Raw genomic sequence first — 20,874 nt, 5'->3', positions numbered from 1 at the left:
ATATCAGCACTTGAATGCAGCGTTTGATATGGCTCTTTTATATTTAACAGTTACAATTAGTATTACCGGGCAGCCCCTATTTTAGTTTTGACGCATTCTCTTTTTGCATCTTTACCTTTTGTACCATCACCGACAGAACTCTTTTCTCATTTTACACATCAAAATGATTAATTATGAGCCTTTTTGATAGCATAATAACAACACTAAAACTTGAATAAATAAGTGCCAATAGAATTAGATGTGAATATTTTAAGGTGTATCTACAATTTATTTCCTAAAAACACACTGTTTTCATCAGAAAATATTATCTTTGCATTATCAATTTAAGTGCTCTTTGAAATAATGCAGAATAAAGAAAGGGAAAGTAACTCACTCGTTTCCATCTCGTAACCCATTTGTCCTTTATTTATTCTTATTTTGTTGACTATCTGAAAGATACAAATATCTTGAATCTTTTGCGGGCGTAGTCTGTTGCAATCAGCATCTTTGCTCTTTCCTCGCTCTCACTCAGTGGTGCTCGTCCCAAAAGCGTGGCATCGCCACTCTTGGCAAACTCCATCAGTTTGCCGATAAAGACTTCCTGCTCGGGTGTCGGTGGTATGTTATGCAGAATCTCATTCTTTTCAGGGCGGTCGATACCGATGTCCTTGGCTGTGCGAAAGTCGCAAATCTCCGCATAGAACGCCGCCAGCTCTGGCACCTTGATGAAGGTACAATAACGTTCCTTCTGGATAATCTCATTGGTGATGGAGAACTCATAGTCGGTCGATTTCTTGGCAAAGACCGCTGCCCATGCGTCAAAGCTGTTGATACCCTGCTTCTCCAAAGCCTGCGGGCGCAGGTATTTGAAAAGCAGATACAGCTCCGTAAGTGAGTTGCTGATGGTCGTTCCTGAAAGGAAAGTGGCTCCCAAATCCTTGCCGGATCTCTCCTGTATGGTGCGAATGGCAAAGAGCATGTTTAAGGCACGCTGTGAGCCATCAGGATTACCCAAGCCCGACACACGGTCGTGGCGGGTATTGAACATGAGGTTTTTGAACTGGTGCGACTCATCTACGAATAGGTGGTCAATACCCATCATCTTGAAATCCACGGCATCGTCTTTTCTTTCGGCGATGCTGTCCTGTATGTTCTGCAGCTTTGCTTCAAGTGTCTGCTTGCGTTTCTCCAAACCTTTGAGCATTCCACGGGAAATCTCCGCCCCCTGCATACGCAGGACTTCGAGGTTTTCCTCCACGGAGTCCATCTCCTTCTGAAGGATAGCTTCCTGTATCTCCAATGCCTGCGGTATCATGCCGAACTGCTCGTGCGTGAGGATGATGCAGTCCCAGTCGTTGTTCTTGATGTCGTTAAAAATACGCTGGCGGTTCTGCTTGCTGAAATCGTTTTTGCCCGGATAAAGTACCTTGGCATTGGGATAAGCCTTGCAGAACGTGTCGGCAATGTCGAAGACATTTGCTTTCAGACCGATAATCATCGGTTTGTTTGCCAGTCCCAAGCGTTTCATCTCGTAGGCAGCCGTACACATGATGAGTGTCTTTCCCGCTCCCACCTCGTGGTCGCAGATGCCGCCACCATTGGTTTTGAGCATCCACACGGCATCCTTCTGGCTCTTGTAAAGGTCGGCAATACCCAACCTTCTGAGGTCAAGGTCGGGAAACGTCTGGTGCGTACCGTCAAAGTTGGGTCGCACAAAACAGTTGAAAAGACGATTATAACGGTCAGAGAGTTGTTGCTTGAACGTGTCTGGTGTGCGTCCGAGCCAATCGACAAAGCCCTGTCTGATTTCTTCAATCTTGGCATTTGCCATCTGTATGGCATGTCCGTCCCTTACTTTGATGGTCTTGGTCTCTCCCGTAACCTTATCCGTCACTTCCTTGCTCTTGTTGATGTCGGGAATGGTATTGTGCAGGGCATGCTTCAGGAGATTGATACCGTCATAGCGGCGGAACTCTCCCTGTACGGCATACTTGTGCCAGATATTGGCATTCTTATGGTCGCAGATAATGCTGTACTCGTCCATGTTGGAATGGTAGGATACACCAATATCCGTCCCGAAAAACTCCGAAGCAAACCTGCCATAGACTTTAGCAGGTATCCAGCGTTCACCGAGATTGAAGTCAAGGTCTGCAAAAGGAATGGGTGTTGGCGTGGCTGCACGCAGGGCAGCAAGGCTCTGCTTTGCCTCTTCGTGGTCGGGGTGGTCCAAGAGCCACGACTCGATACGCTCCGCCTTTTCTATTACATTGCCCGAAATGAACTTGTCCGCCACTTCATAGGCATTCTCTTCGGGATTGTAATAGATGCGACCTTCCAAGGAAGAAATGATGTCGCTTTCCTCCATATCAGGTAAAAGCGAACTCATGTAGTCAAGTTCCACCGTACCGTACTTGTTGAGCGATGCACCCAATGCCTCCATCGGGTCTGCGGCAACGGTCAGTTCCGTGGTGGAAAATGCCGTTGGATGGTCAAAGATGTCCGCCTTGATGTACCTGCCGTTCTCGGAGCGTTCCAAGAAGAGCATTTCCACGCCTGTAGCATCCATCTTGATAATGTCAGTGTTCGCCTTCTGGTTAAAGTAGCCCCAGCGTGCAACATAGTCATCATACAGGTGATTGAGCCTGCTGCGGTCTTCCCTGTCTTCTGCATGGTTCTCTGCCTCGTAGTCATAGAGACGATGATAGCACTCCCGTATCTCGATATAGCTTTTTAGACGGGAAAGCTGCGCATACGGCAAGTCCATCGGGTTAAAGGTGGGATGTCGCTTCAGATCAGAAAGAAACCCCACCTGCCCTTTCTGCACGACAATGGAGCCGTCTCTTAGATGTGAGTCCGGCGAAGAGAGAAAAGGGCGTGGGGAAGCGTCAAACTCCTTTCTGACTTCCGCTATCGGTTTTGGCTTGCGCTCCTCGTCTTCGTTCATGAAGTCGAAAAGGGATGGCTCACGTGAAGAGGAAGAAGCTGCTTTCCTGCTACTACGGGTACGCCGTTGAGGAGAGGTTACTGACTTTTGTATCTTGGACTCCGATGGTTTCTGGGGAGCAGTTTGTGTTATAGGACGGTGCGCCTGTGAAGTTCCTGAATTATCCTTGATTTCATTGTTCACACGGCTGACCTCTCTTGTCCAAAGGCTGTATTCTTCCGGGGCAAACAGTGACAGCTGCTCCGGTTGTCCGATGTCTTCCATGTTGTTGTCCACCACTGGATGATGATCGTCGTCAAAGAACACCGTCTGTCCGTTCATCTCTCTTGGGGCTTCAATATCCGTACGGATTTCCGACCTTTCCTGTTCGTATTGTCGGTGAAGTGTCAAGGCGGGTACGCCTTCGGGAGCAGGTTCTATAGTCATGGAAGGCTGTTCTGATACGAATTGTTGTGGGGCAGACTCTGATGATGACGGCTGTAATGGAATTGTCTCGCCGCTATGAACGGTATTTTCCATTATCTGCGTATCGTTCTCAGAAGCAATGGTTACAGTCTCCTTAACCTTATTCTCTGTTTCTGCCTTTGTTATCACTTCTTCCTTGATTTTCTCTGCCACCACTTCTTCTTTGGTATATTGTCCCCTGACGATTTCTTCCAGTTCGGCTATCTCGTGTAATTTCTTAGGAGAGAAATACAGGTCGCGCTCTATGCCCAGTCCTCTTACTTTCACGCCTTCCATCTCATCAAGGGACATATTGCCAAGCTCCCAGCCGTAACCCATCGTGACAGCACCGAAACCAATGCGGCTCTTAGGATCATATTCCAGAAGGTAGGCTGTGTATGCTCCCATAGGGAAGAAATAGCGTGCATAGGCAACCTTATCGCCTATGAGTTCCTTTTCCGTGCTGTAAAGTTTTGGTAGTTGCTTCCTGATACTGTCGGGCATGAGGTTATAGGCATCGTTTATACCCTTGTCTTCAGTCTTTGTCTTCTCTGTTTCTTCTTCCCGAATTATGGTAATACCCAACTTGCGAAGCTGTTTCTCCGCCTCTGCCTCTCGCTCTACCTCTGTCATCGGTATACCTGTTTCATATAGTTTACGGTCGATACGTTGTTCCATTTCAAGGGAGAGCCGTGTTCGGAGACTTTCTGCCATTTCCTCAATCCCTCCCGTGAACCGATACTCCCATGTAGGTCTTCCATAAGGGTCTGTACCCATTATGCGCTCTGTGGCAATGGTGCGATGAGATATGTCTTTCCAATCTCCTACAAAAAGAGAGTTATGCTTGAAGACGACCGAAGAACCTTCTTCCTTGGGAACGGAAACGGTTTCTACGAACTGCTGCTCAATGCCCTTGCTGATTTCTTTACCAGTCTGCTTCTGTAGGACGATGAGGTCACTGCCTACGTCCGTTCCTGCATTGTCTGAAAACATACCCGATGGCAGTCGGAGAGCGGAGATAAGGCGGCTGTTCTGCATGAGGTAACGGCGTATGGCTTCATTGCGGGGACTGTCTAATACGCCCTGTGAGGTGATGAATGCCAAAATTCCACCTTCCTTGATGCAGTCCAGACCTTTCACGAAGAAGTAATTGTGAATGGCACGTGTGGACTCACGTTTAAGAGTGTCCTTACCTTTACTGTATTCTCGGTCATAGACCATAAAATCACCGAAAGGAATATTACTTGTAATAAGGTCGTATTTGTCTTTGTCTTCCAGCTCTCCAATGGCTTCAAAAGGCTCGTTGTGAACGAAAATGTTACCTTTGCCATAAGGGTGCAGGGCTTGGCTGATGCGGGCAGTGAGCAGGTCCTTTTCCATTGCATCTACAACTCCCGCTTGCCTTGCAAAGGTCTCAGCAAATGCTCCCATGCCAGCCGAAGGATCCAAACATCGACGTATGGGTACATTTACAGAAGTGAGAGCATCGGCAATGGCGGTGACAATACGAGTATCAGTATAGAAGGAGGTCAGTACGCTTGCCTTGATGCTCTCCCAATACCGCTTGGCGGTGTTGGCATCTACGGCTTCTCGATAAATCATCTGTTTGAGCTGTTGGGTAGGTTCAAAGAGATTCTGCTCTGACTTGCTCCAATAGCGTATATCATCGGGATTGTCTGTGCGGTTGAGTACACATTTCAAGCCACCGAAACCCTGATAGTTCCGCAAGATACTTTTCTCAGCTTCGGTGGCTTCGCGGCGTTCTTTCTCCAGGCGCAAGACCACACGGATAGCTTCCGTGTTGGCTTGCAGGACTTCTTTCTTATTGTATGCCATAGTGTTTTCTTTTAATAAAGTGGAGGTAAAAAGGTCGGCAGGTAGTACTTGTATCTCCCGATCTATATCTGTTCCTCTCTGTTTCTGTCGGGATTATCTCCCTCGTTGTTTTCCTTTCTTATTTTCAAATACAAAGGATGTGGTATATTCTTCATTCAGCACCAGACGGGCGTTGAACTTCTTACCGGTCTTGCTGGTCAAGCCATTGAGGACGGGTGTTCGTCCTGTGGTTATCAAGTCCCGGATATTGTCCTCTGTAAGCAGCGTGTCACAGATCTCACGGAAGACGTGGAAGTCGCAACTCTCGTTCCCACATTTTGCTACCTTAGCATAAATACCCACACTCTGCTGTCCGCACTTGGGACAGCGGTAGGTGGGATAGGACTTTTGTACCTGTGGGGAAAGGGCAAGGAGCTCTTCGCAGATGGTGCCAACGTATGAGTTAATGCCTTTCGCAAACTTCTCTGCCGGCATCTGACCTGCCTCGATAGCGGCAAGAGCCAGTTCCCAGCTACCTGTCATCTCCGCATTGGCAATCTTCTTGTCCTTGACAATCTCATAGACCGCCAAGCCTTTCTCTGTCGGGATGATGGATTTCCTGTCCCTGCGGATATAATCACGGAGGATGAGCGTTTCGATGATATTGGCTCTTGTAGCAGGTGTGCCAATACCGCATTCCGCCATTGCCTTCTTGCTTTCTGCATCTTCGACCTCTTTTCCGGCGTTCTCCATAGCAGAAAGCAGTGTCGCTTCTGTGTAGAGAGGTTTAGGTTTGGTCTTGTGTTCGGTAATCTCGGCATTGAGAAGTGGTAGGAGTTCACCCTCTGTTAAATTGGGCAATGTGGCAAGTAACTCTTCCTCGTCATCTGATTTGACTTCTTTCTGCACGGCTTTCCAGCCCAAGGAGATTTGTCGGCATGCTTTCCAAGTAAAGGTGTTGGTGCCGTCCGTGAACAGCACCTGCATACGTTCTTCCTCGGAGTCAGGCGAAAAGGCTTCGATAAAACGGGTTACCACCATATTATATAGGATTGCTTCATCCGTCAATAAGCCGGAAGGTGTTTCTCCCGTGGGGATAATAGCGTGGTGGTCGGTTATCTTAGCGTTGTCCACCGAGTGGCGGTTAAGCGGATTGGATAGGGGCTTACCTATCTTGTGGAGCAGGGCGGGTACTTCTTCAAAGACGTCCTCGCTGATGTATCGGCTGCCTGTGCGGGGATAGGTCGTGATTTTCTTCTCATAGAGGCTCTGAGCAATTGAGAGGGTCTTGTCTGCTGAAAAGCCGTGGCGTCTGTTGGCTTCCTTCTGCAAGGCAGTAAGGTCGTACAAGAGTGGTGGCGATGTATGCGTTACCTTTCTTGCGACCGATTCAACTTTAAGCCGGCTCTGACTGCGAAGCGTAGCGAGGGCAGTCTGTGCCGATGCTTCACTCTCATAGTCGGTAATGCCAATGGCTTTCAGCGACACGCCCTCTTTCTCCATCAGGGCGGAGAGTTTCCAATAAGGCACGGAAGAAAAATCACGGTTCTCTATGTATCGACGGCAGACCATAGCGAGGGTTGGAGTCTGTACCCGTCCCAACGAATAGCCTCCCCTGCGGGCAATGGAAAGGGCACGGCTCGCATTGATTCCCACGAGCCAGTCGGCTTCGCTTCTTGCCTTGGCGGAATAATAGAGACTGTCGTAATGGTTCCCTGACTTGAGATTTGCCATGCCCTCACGGATAGCTTTGTCCGTGAGAGAACTTATCCAAAGGCGGTCAAAAGGCTGTCGGCATCCCAAATGTTGATAGATATAACGGAAAATAAGTTCACCCTCCCGTCCTGCATCAGTAGCGACGATGATACGGTCCGCCTTGTCAAAGCAGGAACGTATTACCTTGAGCTGTTTTAGTGCTACTGGGTCTGATACATTCTCCTTATCCTTACGTACTTGTCGTACCACTAACTGAAATGGATTGGGACGGATGGGCAAGTCCTCGGCTTTGTAGGCAGAAAAACCGTAGGTTTCGGGCATGGCAAGGGCGATGAGGTGTCCCATTGCCCAAGTAACGAGATACCCGTTACCCTCCATATATCCGTCCTGTCTGCTGTTTGCTCCGACAATGCGGGCAATGTCTCTGGCTACCGAGGGTTTCTCGGCAATAATACAAGTTGTCATAGTCGATAATAGAATTAAGGGTTACATCTTACGTCCACGGGACTTCTTTTGTTTGTTTTCGTCCTGCTTTTGCTTCTGCTCGGCAGTAGGCTGTGTCTGTCCCGTCTTCAAGGGCTCTTTCACATTCTTGGTAGCTTCATTCGTCTTGCCGTGGTTGTTCACGGCTACCTGCGTTTTGTGTTCTTCGGCTACGGCAACCACCTTTTCCTTGCCGGTTTCCTGCTTCTTGTCAGGATTCCACTTGTAAAAACGTGGGCGGTTCTGCTCCTTGTCCATGCGGACATAGGCGTTGAATGATTGTCCCTGTTTGTCCACCATATTCTTTAGATATAGTGTACGACCGCTATCCAATGCTTCACGCTGTTTTTCTGATAGTTCCAGTCCGCAGAGCTTATGCGGTACGCCTTGCTGCTGTGTTTGCTGCTGCCGTTCCTTAAATCCACGGTTATTGTCGAAGATGAACTCAATGCCCTTTCGCTCGGCATTAACTTGAAGCGTGGCATCAAAGGACTTACCACTCTTGGCAGTCATGCCTTCCACCTTCACGGCTTTGCCTTCCACAAGTTCTTTGTACTGGGCATCAGAGAGCGTTACGCCCTTGATCTCCTTAGGGATGTTCACACGGTCGGCACGCAGGGCGATGATTTCATTCGTTTGCGGGTCAATAGAAACGTATGCAGAGAAAGGTTCGGCGTTCTTGGGTGTTACCTCGATGGTCTTGCCCAGATTACCCGTAGTGAGGAGTTGCTCCTTTTCTTCGGGAGAGAACTTGTAACCCATATAGGGAAAGTCAAGCTGTGGCTCTTTTCTCAGAGGATGAATTGCCAAACCGATATTGCCGTTATCGTCCGTACGGAACGCAAGGCGTGCTTCAGTGTAGATGGTGGTGTCGCCGATAGGAACAGCAATTGTGATGAGATTGCTCTTCTGCCAATTGAGCATCTTTTCCAATTCTCCACTCTGCTCCAATCGCTCACGGGAAAGACTGAGATTGTCGAGCATCTTCCAATCCACCTTTTCGGGGTTGATGGTGGTGGCATTCTTCTGCTGGGGCATATAGTCCCCAAAGGGAACGCCCATCTCTTCCAGTTGTTGTTTGCTTTCGGGCTTTTCACGGCTTTGCAGCAGGGTGTGCAGGTTGTCCACGCCTTGCTCCACATTGTCTGCCACGACCTTGTACAACCCGAAATGAGTCGGGTTGTTGAACTGTTTGAGGAAGTTGGTCATGAAGTTCTTCAGAAGTCCGTCCTTGTTGTTGAACTTCAAGAACGCTGCTTGATTGGCAGTGATTGCCTCGGTGGTTTTAAGGTTTCCCTTGTCGTCAACACCGGATACGACGGACAATTTACCCACTTCCTGCTCATTCTTCACTTCCGTGCGGTCTTCCAAGACCAGCACATAGTTGTCATTGTTGTTTGATTCCATTGCTTGATAATTTTAATGATGAATACTGTTATCAAGCAGCTAAATTATAGGTATATGAAGAGATTGGAAAACTTTTGGGAAAAGCGGGAAATACAGGGAAAAAACAAGAAGCCATTATCCGAATCTGTATGGAAAACGGATAATGGCATGTTATTAAAAATATGAACGTTTCCGGTAGAGGAACTTATTTATTTATTTCCTCCTTTTTCGAATATTCTTTTTCTATCAATAAATTGATGAGAAATTTCTGCAAGTCTTGGTCAGTAGGTACATTGAGTTTCTTGCGGATGTGGTTACGCGTCACGTCGACGTTGTTTTCGGTTTTGTCGAGTAGTAGGCCGATTTCGCTCCGCTTCTTTCCCGCGAGAATGAGGCGGCACACATCCGTTTCTGATTTAGTCAGACAGGGAAAGTGGTGCCCCAGATCGCAGTCATCCATCAAGTGTTTTTTCAGATGCAGGCGCACGGCGTTGATAAGGTTGCGTTGCGATTTCGGCTTGAGCATGGAAAACAGGCAGTCGGTGTCCTCGGGCGATGGGTGGTCGTTGCTGCTCATGCGCAGGTAGGCCTCTATTTCCCGTTTATTCAGTCTGACGGCGAGCATCAGTGTCGTCTCACGGTGATGCAAATCGGTATTTTCCTTCGTTACACTCATCACATTATATCGCAGCAGTTCGCCCAGCGTGCAGAGGAAAAACTGCACGAAGAGGAAGAAACCGAACAGGCGCCAAAGCGAAGGCTCTTGAAGATAGGCTGCCACACAACCGTAGCTAACCACACTGATAGCAGAGACGATAAAGGGGGTGAGCCGGACAAAGCTCAACACAAGGAAGAAGATCGCCAGCAGGGATGTTATCTGATTGATAAGGATGAGCTGCAGAAAATGGTCGGGGCGCACCGTAGCGAAATAAAAGAAGCGCACGGCGATGGTACACTGTGCCACGAGCGCCACGAGTGAAAAAGCCTTGGAAAGCGACATCCGCCGCGTGAGGTAGAGCGACAGCGAAAGGAGGCACATCGCCAGATGGATGCCGCTCATCGTCTGGGGCAACGCTTCCTGCGAACCTCCAAGCCCCATGAACTGCAAGGAGATGACGGTAACAACGAGTACAGAGTGGAGCAAATACACGATGACGCGGTGCCGCTCAATGGTGTTTGTAGTGCGCGACCGTAGGAATGCCGATACCTTTTCTGTGAGAAAATGAATGATCATTGTTGCCGTTTTTACTTTTTATAACGACTGCAAAGATACGTTTTTATTTTCTCTTTACCAAGCTTTTTATTAAGTGTTTTTAAGGGGATATTAAGGTTTTTAGGGGGCGGAAATACCTTTAAAATGCTCTTTTCTGTCATAATCCTTAAAATAACAATTCTCTTTATGTTATTTTTGCATCATCTTTTGCTGCTCTCGCAAAGATTTTTCTTGTGGAATTGCTCAGAAGAGCACCATTAGGCATGCGAAATTCAGCAGAAAGGAATGCGAAATGAGAAAGTAGAAATATATTTAATTCATAATTAGCAAAAAGAGTTATTCATAAAGAAAATGAGATTATGGCAAATGAAAAACAACTGTTGGGTATATATTTTAAGAAATGAAAGCGGAGAATTCATCATCGGCTTTTCAGTCGATATGGATGAAAAGTTCACCGAAATCGCCACGCGAAAGGAAAAGCTGTATTATCTCCGTCCGTTTGAAGAGCCGTTCGACGGCTTGGCGCACAAGCATCTTTTGGATTCCCTTTCCCAAGAAACAATCAGCCTTCTCGTACAACGTAATCGGGAGCGGACAGAAATATACAAGGAAGTCTTCCGGAAAACGTAGTAACTACGCCACGCCCCCCGATAACCAAAAGAATATTTAATTTTTCAAATTCAATTTAATATGAAAACAAAAAACATTATTTATCGGCTCAGCCTTTTGTTCGTCGTCTTTGCGATGACGACATCGGCGTGGGCAAAGAGCGACGCCAAAGACGCGAAAGCGCCGCCCTTCTTTAGAACAATCAAAATCTATTCTGAGTCAGACTGGAAACATTTATGCAAGCGCGTGGAAGACGGAGAGAGTGACCTTAAGGTCTTTCTAATGAGAGACATCAGCCTCAGCGACCCACCGTTGGTAGGTGAACATCGTCCCTTCATCGGTAATTTCCACGGCAACGGACATACGATTAGGTTTAACCATGGTATTCCAATAGGTTGGCGTATTGCCCTCTTCAAAAGTGTGCAGAACGCCACGATTGAGAACCTGAACGTCAAAGCGAGCATCTGGGCGAGTTCTTACAAATTGTCGGGCTTGGTTTGCGATGCCGCCGGCAGGACTACCATTTCAAACTGCGTCATCGATGCTGACATCAAGTGTGCTTATGAAGGTGGGGCAAGCGAGATAGCAGGAATGGTGACGTATGTATTGCCAAACGCCAATGTGACGATAAACGACTGCATCGTCAAGGGAAAGTTTAATGCCACGACAAGTGCGGGGCAGAGCGGGATGAGCGGATTTGTTCACACCATGAAAGGCAGCTGCACGCTGAACAACTGCCTTTACTTCGGCGAGAACAACGCCACCGCCGGAAATACCTTTGCGCCCAGTGGCACAACCCTCAACAACTGCTACTTTACAAGAACTTGCGGCACGACGCAGGGCATGATGACTGTCGACTTGCAACTCGAGAGCGGCTACTTGACGTATCTCTTGCAAAAGGGAAGAAGCAACATGGTGTGGGGACAGAAGCTCGGCACCGACAGCGAACCGATGCTCACCACCGACGAGTCGAAGCGCATCTGCAAGGTGGCGTTCACCTACAACGGCAGCGAGTCGGCCACGCGGTATGCGAATAAAGGCGGCACCGTGGCCAGCCTGCCCATCTTTATTGTAAAAAACCTCGTGGGCCTGGGCTACAACGAGCACCATTATTACGCCATCGCCTTTGCCGACAATTTCTCAACCGCTACCATCGTGACAGCCGACATGCAGGTGGCTTTCAGCTTCACCGAAAAAGACTACTACGAAATCACATCGGCAGCCGACTGGAAAACGTTTTGCGACGCCGTAAACGACGGACAGAACAAGATCGACGCCAAGCTCATGCGCAACGTCGACCTCGGCTCGGAAATCAACATGGTGGGAAATGATTCGAAAGAGTACGGCGGCACGTTCGACGGGCAGAACCACACGCTCACGCTCAACTGGAATGCCACCACCAACGACATCGCCCCCTCAGGTTTCTGAGGGGCGCAACGATCAAGAATCTGCGCACCGAGGGGACAATCAAATCGAGCAGTTACTTCCTGGGAGGACTGATTAGCGAGGCGTATGGCAAAAACAGCGTCTCGAACTGCATCAGCAATGTGAACATCACGAGCACCTATACTGACAACAGATGCGGGGCAGGAGGATTGATTTCCTATATAGGCAGCAAGAGCAGCGTCAACATCACCGACTGCCTCGTCAAGGGCACAATCAACGGCACCGGTGCAGGCCGGAAAGGAATGAGCGGCTTCGTGTTTGTGCAGAACGGCACCTGCACGCTGAACAACTGCCTCTACCTCGGCGAGAACAATGCAGACAACAGCGACAACAGGTCTTACACCTTCGCCCCGACCAATACCTCCGGCGCCACCACCCTCAACAACTGTTACTATCTGAACGCCTGCGGCGCGACGCAAGGCACGCAGATTACCAAGGATCAGCTCAGGAACGGTGCGGTGGCATGGATGCTGCAAAAGGGAAGAAGCGACATGGCGTGGGGACAGAAGATAGGCCGGGACGACGCGCCGCAGCTCACCCGCGACAACGACAAGCGCATCTGCAAGGTGACCTTCGCCTACAACGGACGCGAGGAGGCCACGCGCTATGCGAATAAAGGCGGCACCGTGGCCAGCATGCCCACCTTTACCGCAAAGGACCTCCTTGGCAGCGACTACAACGAGCACCATTATTACTCCGAAATCGCCTTTGAGGACGGCTTCAACGGCTCAACCACCGTCAACACCGACCGGACCGTGGCAGTAACCTTCAACAAAAAAGACTACTACGAAATCGCCACGAAGGAAGACTGGAAAGCGTTCTGCGACATCGTGAAAAGTGGACAGAACGCCGTAGACGCCAAGCTCACGCGCAACATCGATCTCGGCTCGGAAATCAACATGGTGGGAAATGATAACAACAAATACTCCGGCACCTTCGACGGGCAGAACCACACGCTAAAGCTCGACTGGAGCAACACGAACGGCGTATTAGCCCCCTTCTACAAGGTGGAGAACACCACCATACGCAACCTGCGCACCGAAGGGAATATCAAGTCGAGCTATAGTCTTTTGTCAGGATTGATACTTACTGTCTATGGCAAGACCACCATCACAAACTGTGTCAGCGCAGTGAACATCACGAGCACCTATAACGGTAGCGGATGCGTCATAGCGGGCATGATTTTAGAGATACCATACGGTGCCGTTGTTACCTTCACCGACTGCATCGTCAAGGGAAAGTACAACACCACGCTCAAAGAAGGTTCTATATCCGTGAGCGGGTTCATATCTGGTCATAACGGCACCAGCACCTTTAACAACTGCATCTACCTCGGAGATAACGTCCCCGGCGGCGGCTATACCTTTGCGGCGTACACTTACTTAGGCCCCACCCTCAACAACTGCTACTACCTCAACGCCTGCGGCATAGCGCAGGGCACGAAGATAACCGCCGAGCAGCTCAAGAACGGCGAGGTGACAAAGAAGCTACAGAACAACCGCACCGACAAATGCTACTGGGCACAGCAGTTGGGTGAAATGCCCGACTTCTACAACGCAGCCGACAAGAGCAAGGCGAACTACGTGTATTACGACGCGGCAAAGAAAGGCTGGACGTGTGACGACTTCCGCCTCACCGACGGCACGGCAATGCCCATCGGGCTCGACTTCACTGCCGCCACCGTTACCTACGAGCGCAACTTCAATGGCGCGCAGAAAGCCACGCTGTGTTTGCCTTACGACTTGTATGCTCAGGGCTTCAAGGTCTACACCCTCTCGGGCGGCAACAAAAACGAAGTCCATTTCAAGGAAGTGGACGACAAGCTCACGGCATACACGCCGTATTACATCACGGCCAACGGTATGCCACAGCTCGGCGGCAGAAACATCGAGGTGAAAGCCTACAAGGCCGACAAGATGACGACCCTCGCCGCAGGTTACAAATTCACGGGTACGGTAGCCGGCGTGAGCAACGCCACCGCTGCCGCCAACAACGCCTACATTCTGCAGGACGACGGCAAGTTCCACAAGGTAACGACGACCAATTCCGCCGCCACCATTCCTGCCTACCGTTCCTACATCATCTGTCCACCGCAGGCGTCAGGTGCCAAGCAGCTCTCTGTCGTCCTCGACGGCGAGACCACCGGCATCGGCGACGTGACGAACGAGGCGACCGACGGAAAGAACGGTCCGGTGTATGACCTGCAAGGCCGCCGCGTGGCCGACCGCCTCGACGACGCCGCACGCCACCGGTTGCCCACAGGCGTTTACATCGTAGGCGGACGCAAGGTGGTAGTGAAATAAAAAAAGATGTCTCTCTTCATCGGGGGTGCGGCACGCCGCAGGAGCGTGATTCATCGCGTTCCGAATCCCACGGAAACGGGCGGTGCGCTCCCCCCGATGATTTAAAACAAACAGTTGATTAAAAAAAAATGAACAATTACATCAAACCGGAAATCAATGTAGTTCCCATGGAGTTAGAAAACTCTATCCTCGCTGGTTCCACCAGCGTGGGCATCGGCGAAGGTCCTGCCACGGGACCAGCACTCTCGAAAGGCAACAACTTCTTTGACGATGAGGACTACGAAAAGGAGTATGGCGCTCCGAGACGTACCTCGACATCGCAGTGGGATGATTAATCCTATCTTCGGGGGCGGTGCGCAACAGGTGCCGCACTCCCGATGAGTAACTTTTCTCGGAAACCTTTGCAAGGAACAGATGCTTTGAGACATCGGTTGGTAAATGATCTACTCCTTGTTCAAGTGGGCAAGAGCCGGGTCGGCCTTGATGCGTTCCTTCTCCGATTCCACAAGTAAGAGAATCTCTTGTTTGACACGTTTATAGTTGGCTTCTATGGTCTCTTTGAGATTGTCGGAGCCATCTTCGTTTGTAAAGTCTGCAATTGTAGGAATAGGTTCGTAGGTCTTTGTTTCTGCAGATACCTTGGCACTATCAACTACTATCTCTGCATGGAAAATCTTCTGGTCGATGCGCTCATCGAAGTTGTCGGATACGGCACCGACAAACATGCCCTGCGTGAGGTTGCTGATTTTGGAAGCCGGGATAAGGCTGTCCATCTGTGTGGAGATAGAGGTCGATTTGTCATTACGATTAATGGTCATGGATTGTCGTTGTTGTAACACCTTGCCGAAACGCTCTGAAAGCGTCTTGGCCGTTTCTCCTACCACCTGCCCACTGAACACATTACCTACTGTGTTCTGTATCACTTTGCTCTCCTTATCACCATAATCACGGGTAAGCTGCGAGAAATCCTGAAAACCAAGGCACACCGCCACCTTATTGCTTCGGGCTGTGGCAATAAGATTATCCAAACCACGAAAGTAAATGGTAGGCAACTCGTCTATAATCACCGAGGATTTGAGTTGTTTTTTCTTGTTGATGAGTTTCACGATACGACTGTTATACAGACCGAGTGCCGCTGAATAGATGTTCTGGCGGTCGGGATTATTACCAACAACAAGGACTTTCGGCTCATTAGGGTTATTGATGTCGAGTGAGAAATCATCACCCGTCATTACCCAATAGAGAGCAGGAGAAATCATACGTGAAAGCGGTATCTTGGCACTGGCAATCTGTCCCTGCAACTGGTCTTGCGCTCCGCTTTCCCAAGCATCCATGAAAGGAGAAAGATAATTGGCAAGTTCATCGTAGGAAGTGAGTATCGGGAAAATCTGTGCATAGGGGCGGTTCAGGAACTCTATGGCGTGCGGAAAAGTGCAATACTTTCCGTTTTCATAGATTTTCAGAAACCAGATGATGGCTGCCAGCAAGATAATCGGTGACTCCACAAAGAAGTCTCCCTGCTTTTGTATCCACGAACGGTTGAGGTTGAGCATGATGGTGTAGGCACTCTCATAGGCATCCGATATATCCGTCATAAATGCTGGATTAATGGGGTTGCAACGATGCGACTTTCTCGGATCATCGAAGTTGATGACATAAAACTGCGGTTTCACCTTATAAGCATCCAAATGCCGAAGCAGATGATTGTAAGCAATCTCGGAAAGGTCGGGAAACTTGTAGTCGTAGATATACATGGCAAAGCCTTTTTCAATCTGCTGCTTGATATAGTTGTTCACAATGGCGTAAGACTTGCCAGAACCCGGAGTTCCGAGCACCATCGAGGCACGAAATGGATTGACCACGTTAATCCAACCTTTGTTCCACTTCTTCTTATAGTAAAAACGTGTAGGCAGATTGACAGAATACTCATTCTCCATCAGTCGGGTTTCCTGCATGAAGCTCTCGTTTTCCGTGTTGAACACATCATCCATCAGATTATTTTTAAGTAATCTGCTCATCCATACACCACCCATCAGCAGGCAGATATAGCCAACGGAGAGCGTGAAGATATAGAGCGAAGCCACCCCAATTTTTCCTATCGGTAAAGCCAACAGCCACCAGTTGAGAAAGAAGAATACAAAGCCAGAGAAAAGCACCGTCCAAATCTTTGGCCACGTGATTTTCTCTTCCTTCACGCCTTTTGTTCCCAAACAGGACAGTGCAAGGAATACCACACAAAAGAGTTTCGTCCAAAGTATGGACGAGAACAAGCCCGCCGTGCGTTGGAAATTCATCAGAATCTTGTCCACTATAGCTATTGTAAAGTGCCATGTATGGAAAGCCTCATAGCAGAACCAATAACAGTTAATCAAGAGGAATATCACCGATATACCCCGCATAAAGTCCATAACTTTACCCAATGCCCTTAAATCATCTTCTTGTGCCATTGCAGTTTTATTTAGAATATCGTTTGAATACTATTTGAAAAGTTTTTGAATATAATTTGAACAGTGTACTTAGCGCTTTCTGCGTTTAAGATTTACCTTATTTTGTCTGCGGAGTTTACGTTGCCAAGCCGCTTCTTTCCAATCATCGTTGCCCGTAGATGTGAAAGAGTCACCCACCATGTCCTCGATAAGTTCATCGATAAGGTTATCCCCTTCTTCTGCATTGGATTGTAAAGGCTGGACAGTTGCCGATTGTTCCAAACGGGCAGAAGGTCTGCCATACAGCGTTTCGTCCAAGAATGGGTTATGGGCAGGATTGGAGAAATAACCATTGAATATATTGGCGGCATATCCCTTGCCCAATCTGGAACCATTGAGTGCAACACCCTGCTCGTCATCAATAAAGGTAATGCCGTAAATTCTTCCATTATCATTCTTTCGGATTACCACACGCAAGCCTTGTTCCTCCAATCTTTGCCGAAGCTCTTTCTCCGTATTGGGAGAGGTACGCATAGTTTGTAACACTTTGTTCCTGATGGTTGGTATCAGTGGTTTGACGTTTTGTTTCGACTTCTGTATTCTGTTCTGTACGGCAGTATAGCCCACACCACGACCGATGTCCGATGCGTTGATGGGTGTACTTATTTTGCCTCCCTTATCATCAGTCGGAACATAGACCAGTCCATCGTATTTCTTTCCCCGAAACTCCGTCTTTACTTCTTCTACGGCAAGGTTATATTTGCTCAGAATGGCGTTCAGTTCTCCTAATGAACAAAACTTATAATGTTTCAGCACCATGCGGACAACGCTTGCCACCTGCTCCTTGATATTCCCTTTTATGGTATCCACCTTGGGCGTTTCTGCTACTGCTTTCTCAGTAACCTTTGAACTCGGAATAAGGTTATACTTTCTCTCCAAGGCATCGGTAATCTGCTTGCTCCTTCGCTTTTCAAATCTGTCATTGATTTTCTTTCCTTCACTATCCACCCGAAGCGACACGATGTGTATATGCTCACGGGCGATGTCGTTATGCTTGAAGACGATATAGGGTTGGTTGCCATAGCCAAGTGCCTCCATATACTCTCTTGCAATCTGCATGAGTGTTTCATCGGAGAGCTTCTCGTCCGGGTGCGGATTGAGGGAACAATGGAACACCGTTTTCTTTGTCCGGCATTTCTTTGGTATCAGAGCCTCCATGTCGACAAGCACGTCTTCCATCGTATAACGTCCCTCCTTGTTCTGATACAACTCTGCTGCATGGAGAATGCTCGCTTCCCCTTTTTCTACCTTTTTGAAGTTATAACCGAGTGCCCCTCCAAGGTTCTCCGTACTTGAAATCTTCGCTATCATTTCTTGCGGTAATCTATGGTAAGACTGATAGCCTGCTCCTGCAAGGCAATGATTTGAGCCGACAGTTTCTCCAACTTTTCAAGCAGAATCTGTGCGGTCTTCACGCTGTGATAGCTGTTGATGGCACGTACGGTCTGGTTATAGAGCACGCCAATCTTATGGATTTGTGCCGTCAATTCAGAGAGCTTTCGGTAATATTCCACGGCGGATTTGTCCACCGTAATCACCTTGAAACTCTCTCCAAGAATGCGAGCGCGTACGAAATCCGACTTGGTTTCTGCGCCTGAACGCTGAAAGAGATCAATCGCTCGTTGCTGGTCTTTCGGGTTGGGCAACCGTACATGCCAGTTGTCCCAATGGGGCTTTTCTGCTTGTTTTCGTTCTGAACCATGTTTCGTTTCCTTTTTCATATCTGTTCTGTTTTCTTAATTACGACTTTGGAGTAATTCATCCCCCTTCGGGGCAAGGGTCTTTGTGGTACAAACGGCGGTTTGTGTTACAAAGACACACCTTGCTGTATCAAGAGTTGATGCGATTGGATCATCCACCTTTCAGGGTGTCCGCTTCGGGGAGGTCAGCTCCATGTTCTCTATCCGCCTGCAAAGTTACGGCGGATTTCCAAATATCTCATTATCAATGATATTCACTCTTTTTCCTTTCATTTCCCTATACTTCACAGGCATAGAAAAATCTATCGAAAAAGCTTTTATTTTGCAGACAGAACGAGCGGACAATCACTCGAACAAACGTTAAAAAGGACGATAAAAAGTTCGGAAAATAGATTGTTCGATTTCTCGATAGTTCGAGATGTAAATTTCTCGAACTCTCGACAAACCGAATGGTTGATAGAACAAATGATTGATAAATCAAATGACCGACAGATCGGCAAGACAAACTATAAAACAAACTGTCAATGGTTCTATCGAACAATCAAACGTTCAAACGGCATATCGCCCAAAAGACAGTTCAACAAATAAAATATCTATCGCAATGGAACAGACAAAAACATCGCCCATCTTTCTGGGCTTTTCCTCCCAGAAGGGAGGTGTCGGAAAAAGCACGCTGGCAGAAATCGTCAGCAGCATCCTCTATTATGAGAAAGGCATCGAACTCTTCATCGTGGACTGCGACCTGTCGCAGGATTCCTTTTACAAGCTCCGCCAAAGGGAAAAGGCCTTTGTTGAGGGTGATCCCTTGGTCTCCCAGCAGATGAACAACTATTTTTCAACATTGGGACGTGTTTCCTACCGTGTTCTTAAGGCCGACCCGAAGAGTGCCATAGCCAAGGCTGAAGAACATATCCGCAAAAATTCCAAGAAACGCTTCGAACTGGTGGTCTTCGACTTTCCCGGGCATGCGGGGACGAGTGATCTGCTGGAACTCTCACTGGAAATGGACTATATCCTTTCACCCATCGAGGCTGACGTACAGTCGATGGTCTCCTGCCTTGCCTATGCCAAGACCATGCAGGACTTGGGAGTGTCGATGGGCGGGGCACGCATCAAGGACGTCATGCTCCTTTGGAACAAGGTGGACAGACGGGTAAAGAGCACGCTGATTGAGAAATACAGCGAATACATCAGGAATGAGGGGTACACGCTGTTTGACGAGCATGTCTATGCCGCACACCGTTTCAGCCACGAGTTGGAACAATACGGCTTTCGTGGGGCATTCCGTTCCACTTATCTGGCTCCAGGCAAAGCCCTGCGTGCAGGCACGGGGCTGGATGAGATGATTGACAGCCTGCTCACGCATATCAGACTAAAGAAGGAGGCGGGCAATGGCACGGATTGACGAACGGAGGAAAATCTTGGAAGCCAAGCTCAAGGAGATGTCGGAGGACGGCGTGATGAAAGGAAAGCCCAAGGATACGCTTGCCTTCGACCCGCCCGATGAGGATGAAGAAAACGAGCAACAAGAGGCGAAGGAGGTTAGGCCGGTTCAAGAAAAAACTTCGTTTCTCCAAGAAACGAATGCGGAAAGGACAAGGGAAGTGCCGCATGAGACTCCCGCGCTCTCATTGGACGATTACCGGACACGCTATTTTCACGCTGTCCGTATCCGCGAAAAAACAGCCTTCACGATGAACGTGGAGACCTTGCAGGTACTAAGGAACGTGCTGCAAGACTTGGGTGAGCGGGTATCGATGGCTTCTTACATAGACAACATTCTCCGTGAGCACCTCAGAGAGCATAAGGAATTGCTCAACAATGCCACGGCAAGACAACGGCGTAAAACAACCATAACAATATAACATATTATGACAACAAACGATTTTCTGATTTTATTCTTGGTATTCAGCAATATTCTTCTGATTGCATATTGCAGTGTCATTTTCTTTCAGGTTTACATAAGAGACAGAAACACCAAGGAAGACAACACGGACAATCCCACTCAGGTAAAGAAAACAGCGTCCGGAACTCAGCATCTTATGGAAGACCGCAAGGATTTGGCAGAGGCTGATTACCTTGCTGATTTTATGCTGCAGAGCACAGAGGAGCAATGGGAGGATTACAAAGCCAAGTTCTTTATTCCAAGGCGGTCCAGAAACAAATCGGGGTTCACGATCAACACAGAGACCTTAACCATACTCCGCAATGTTCTCCGCGATACAAAGGCGGAAACGACGTTGACGGCTTACATAGAGAATATCCTTACCAATCACCTCAAAGCTCATCAGGAGCTTATCAATGAGATTGCAGACAAGCAGAAATTAAAAAACACTTTATACCTGTGAAT

Annotated in this window: 12 protein-coding genes and 1 pseudogene; 6 read left to right on the top strand and 7 right to left on the bottom strand. The window is 48.4% G+C overall.

The genetic code is table 11. From position 1 onward, the window contains the following. Positions 1-424: 424 nt before the first annotated feature. The 4 genes from BWX39_RS11060 to BWX39_RS11045 all read right to left on the bottom strand — a co-directional run bounded on the left by BWX39_RS11060 (position 425) and on the right by BWX39_RS11045 (position 10,001). Positions 425-5,203, bottom strand: a complete 4,779-nt coding sequence (locus BWX39_RS11060; protein ID WP_028905787.1) for a DUF2958 domain-containing protein — start codon at positions 5,201-5,203, stop codon at positions 425-427. 93 nt (positions 5,204-5,296) lie between these two features. Continuing rightward, positions 5,297-7,363: a type IA DNA topoisomerase gene (locus tag BWX39_RS11055; protein WP_028905786.1), complete on the bottom strand. Its 2,067-nt coding sequence runs from the start codon at positions 7,361-7,363 to the stop codon at positions 5,297-5,299. Positions 7,364-7,384: 21 nt separating this feature from the next. Beyond that, positions 7,385-8,788, bottom strand: a complete 1,404-nt coding sequence (locus tag BWX39_RS11050; protein WP_028905785.1) for a DUF4099 domain-containing protein — start codon at positions 8,786-8,788, stop codon at positions 7,385-7,387. A 184-nt stretch (positions 8,789-8,972) separates the two neighbouring features. Next, positions 8,973-10,001 (bottom strand): helix-turn-helix transcriptional regulator, encoded by a 1,029-nt coding sequence (locus BWX39_RS11045; protein WP_028905784.1) that lies wholly within the window; start codon positions 9,999-10,001, stop codon positions 8,973-8,975. Positions 10,002-10,331: 330 nt separating this feature from the next. On the opposite strand from BWX39_RS11045, the gene BWX39_RS11040 reads away from it, so the two are divergent. The 3 genes and pseudogenes from BWX39_RS11040 (at position 10,332) to BWX39_RS11030 (ending at position 14,673) form a co-directional block, all read left to right on the top strand. Continuing rightward, positions 10,332-10,610, top strand: a complete 279-nt coding sequence (locus BWX39_RS11040) for a hypothetical protein (protein ID WP_244271512.1) — start codon at positions 10,332-10,334, stop codon at positions 10,608-10,610. A 60-nt stretch (positions 10,611-10,670) separates the two neighbouring features. Next, a pseudogene (locus BWX39_RS11035) lies at positions 10,671-14,338 on the top strand (peptidase M26). A gap of 128 nt (positions 14,339-14,466) precedes the next feature. Then, positions 14,467-14,673: a hypothetical protein gene (locus tag BWX39_RS11030; protein ID WP_013671958.1), complete on the top strand. Its 207-nt coding sequence runs from the start codon at positions 14,467-14,469 to the stop codon at positions 14,671-14,673. A 108-nt stretch (positions 14,674-14,781) separates the two neighbouring features. On the opposite strand, the gene mobC is transcribed toward BWX39_RS11030, so the two are convergent. The 3 genes from mobC to BWX39_RS11015 form a co-directional block, all read right to left on the bottom strand. Continuing rightward, complete coding sequence (gene mobC, locus BWX39_RS11025; RefSeq protein ID WP_028905782.1) at positions 14,782-16,785, bottom strand: conjugal transfer protein MobC; 2,004 nt, start codon at positions 16,783-16,785, stop codon at positions 14,782-14,784. Positions 16,786-16,854: 69 nt separating this feature from the next. Beyond that, positions 16,855-18,135, bottom strand: coding sequence for a conjugal transfer protein MobB (gene mobB / locus BWX39_RS11020; RefSeq protein WP_028905781.1), 1,281 nt, complete (start codon positions 18,133-18,135; stop codon positions 16,855-16,857). Beyond that, positions 18,132-18,545 (bottom strand): plasmid mobilization protein, encoded by a 414-nt coding sequence (locus BWX39_RS11015; protein WP_028905780.1) that lies wholly within the window; start codon positions 18,543-18,545, stop codon positions 18,132-18,134. The genes mobB and BWX39_RS11015 overlap by 4 nt, the downstream gene beginning before the upstream one ends. Positions 18,546-19,125: 580 nt before the next feature. Between BWX39_RS11015 and BWX39_RS11010 the strand changes: the two genes are divergently transcribed. Genes BWX39_RS11010 through BWX39_RS11000 form a run of 3 tightly spaced genes read left to right on the top strand, consistent with a single transcriptional unit; the run spans position 19,126 to position 20,872 of the window. Beyond that, complete coding sequence (locus BWX39_RS11010; protein WP_028905779.1) at positions 19,126-19,929, top strand: nucleotide-binding protein; 804 nt, start codon at positions 19,126-19,128, stop codon at positions 19,927-19,929. Continuing rightward, positions 19,916-20,389, top strand: a complete 474-nt coding sequence (locus tag BWX39_RS11005) for a DUF3408 domain-containing protein (protein WP_028905778.1) — start codon at positions 19,916-19,918, stop codon at positions 20,387-20,389. The genes BWX39_RS11010 and BWX39_RS11005 overlap by 14 nt, the downstream gene beginning before the upstream one ends. A 6-nt stretch (positions 20,390-20,395) precedes the next feature. Then, a complete protein-coding gene (locus tag BWX39_RS11000; RefSeq protein WP_028905777.1) occupies positions 20,396-20,872 on the top strand; it encodes a DUF3408 domain-containing protein in 477 nt (158 codons plus the stop codon). Positions 20,873-20,874 lie beyond the last annotated feature (2 nt).

It is taken from the genome of Prevotella intermedia ATCC 25611 = DSM 20706 (genome assembly GCF_001953955.1).
In the GTDB taxonomy this organism is placed as follows: Bacteria; Bacteroidota; Bacteroidia; order Bacteroidales; family Bacteroidaceae; genus Prevotella; species Prevotella intermedia.
The sequence above is the reverse complement of the archived record's forward strand: the minus strand, read 5'-3'. Positions and strand labels throughout refer to the sequence as shown.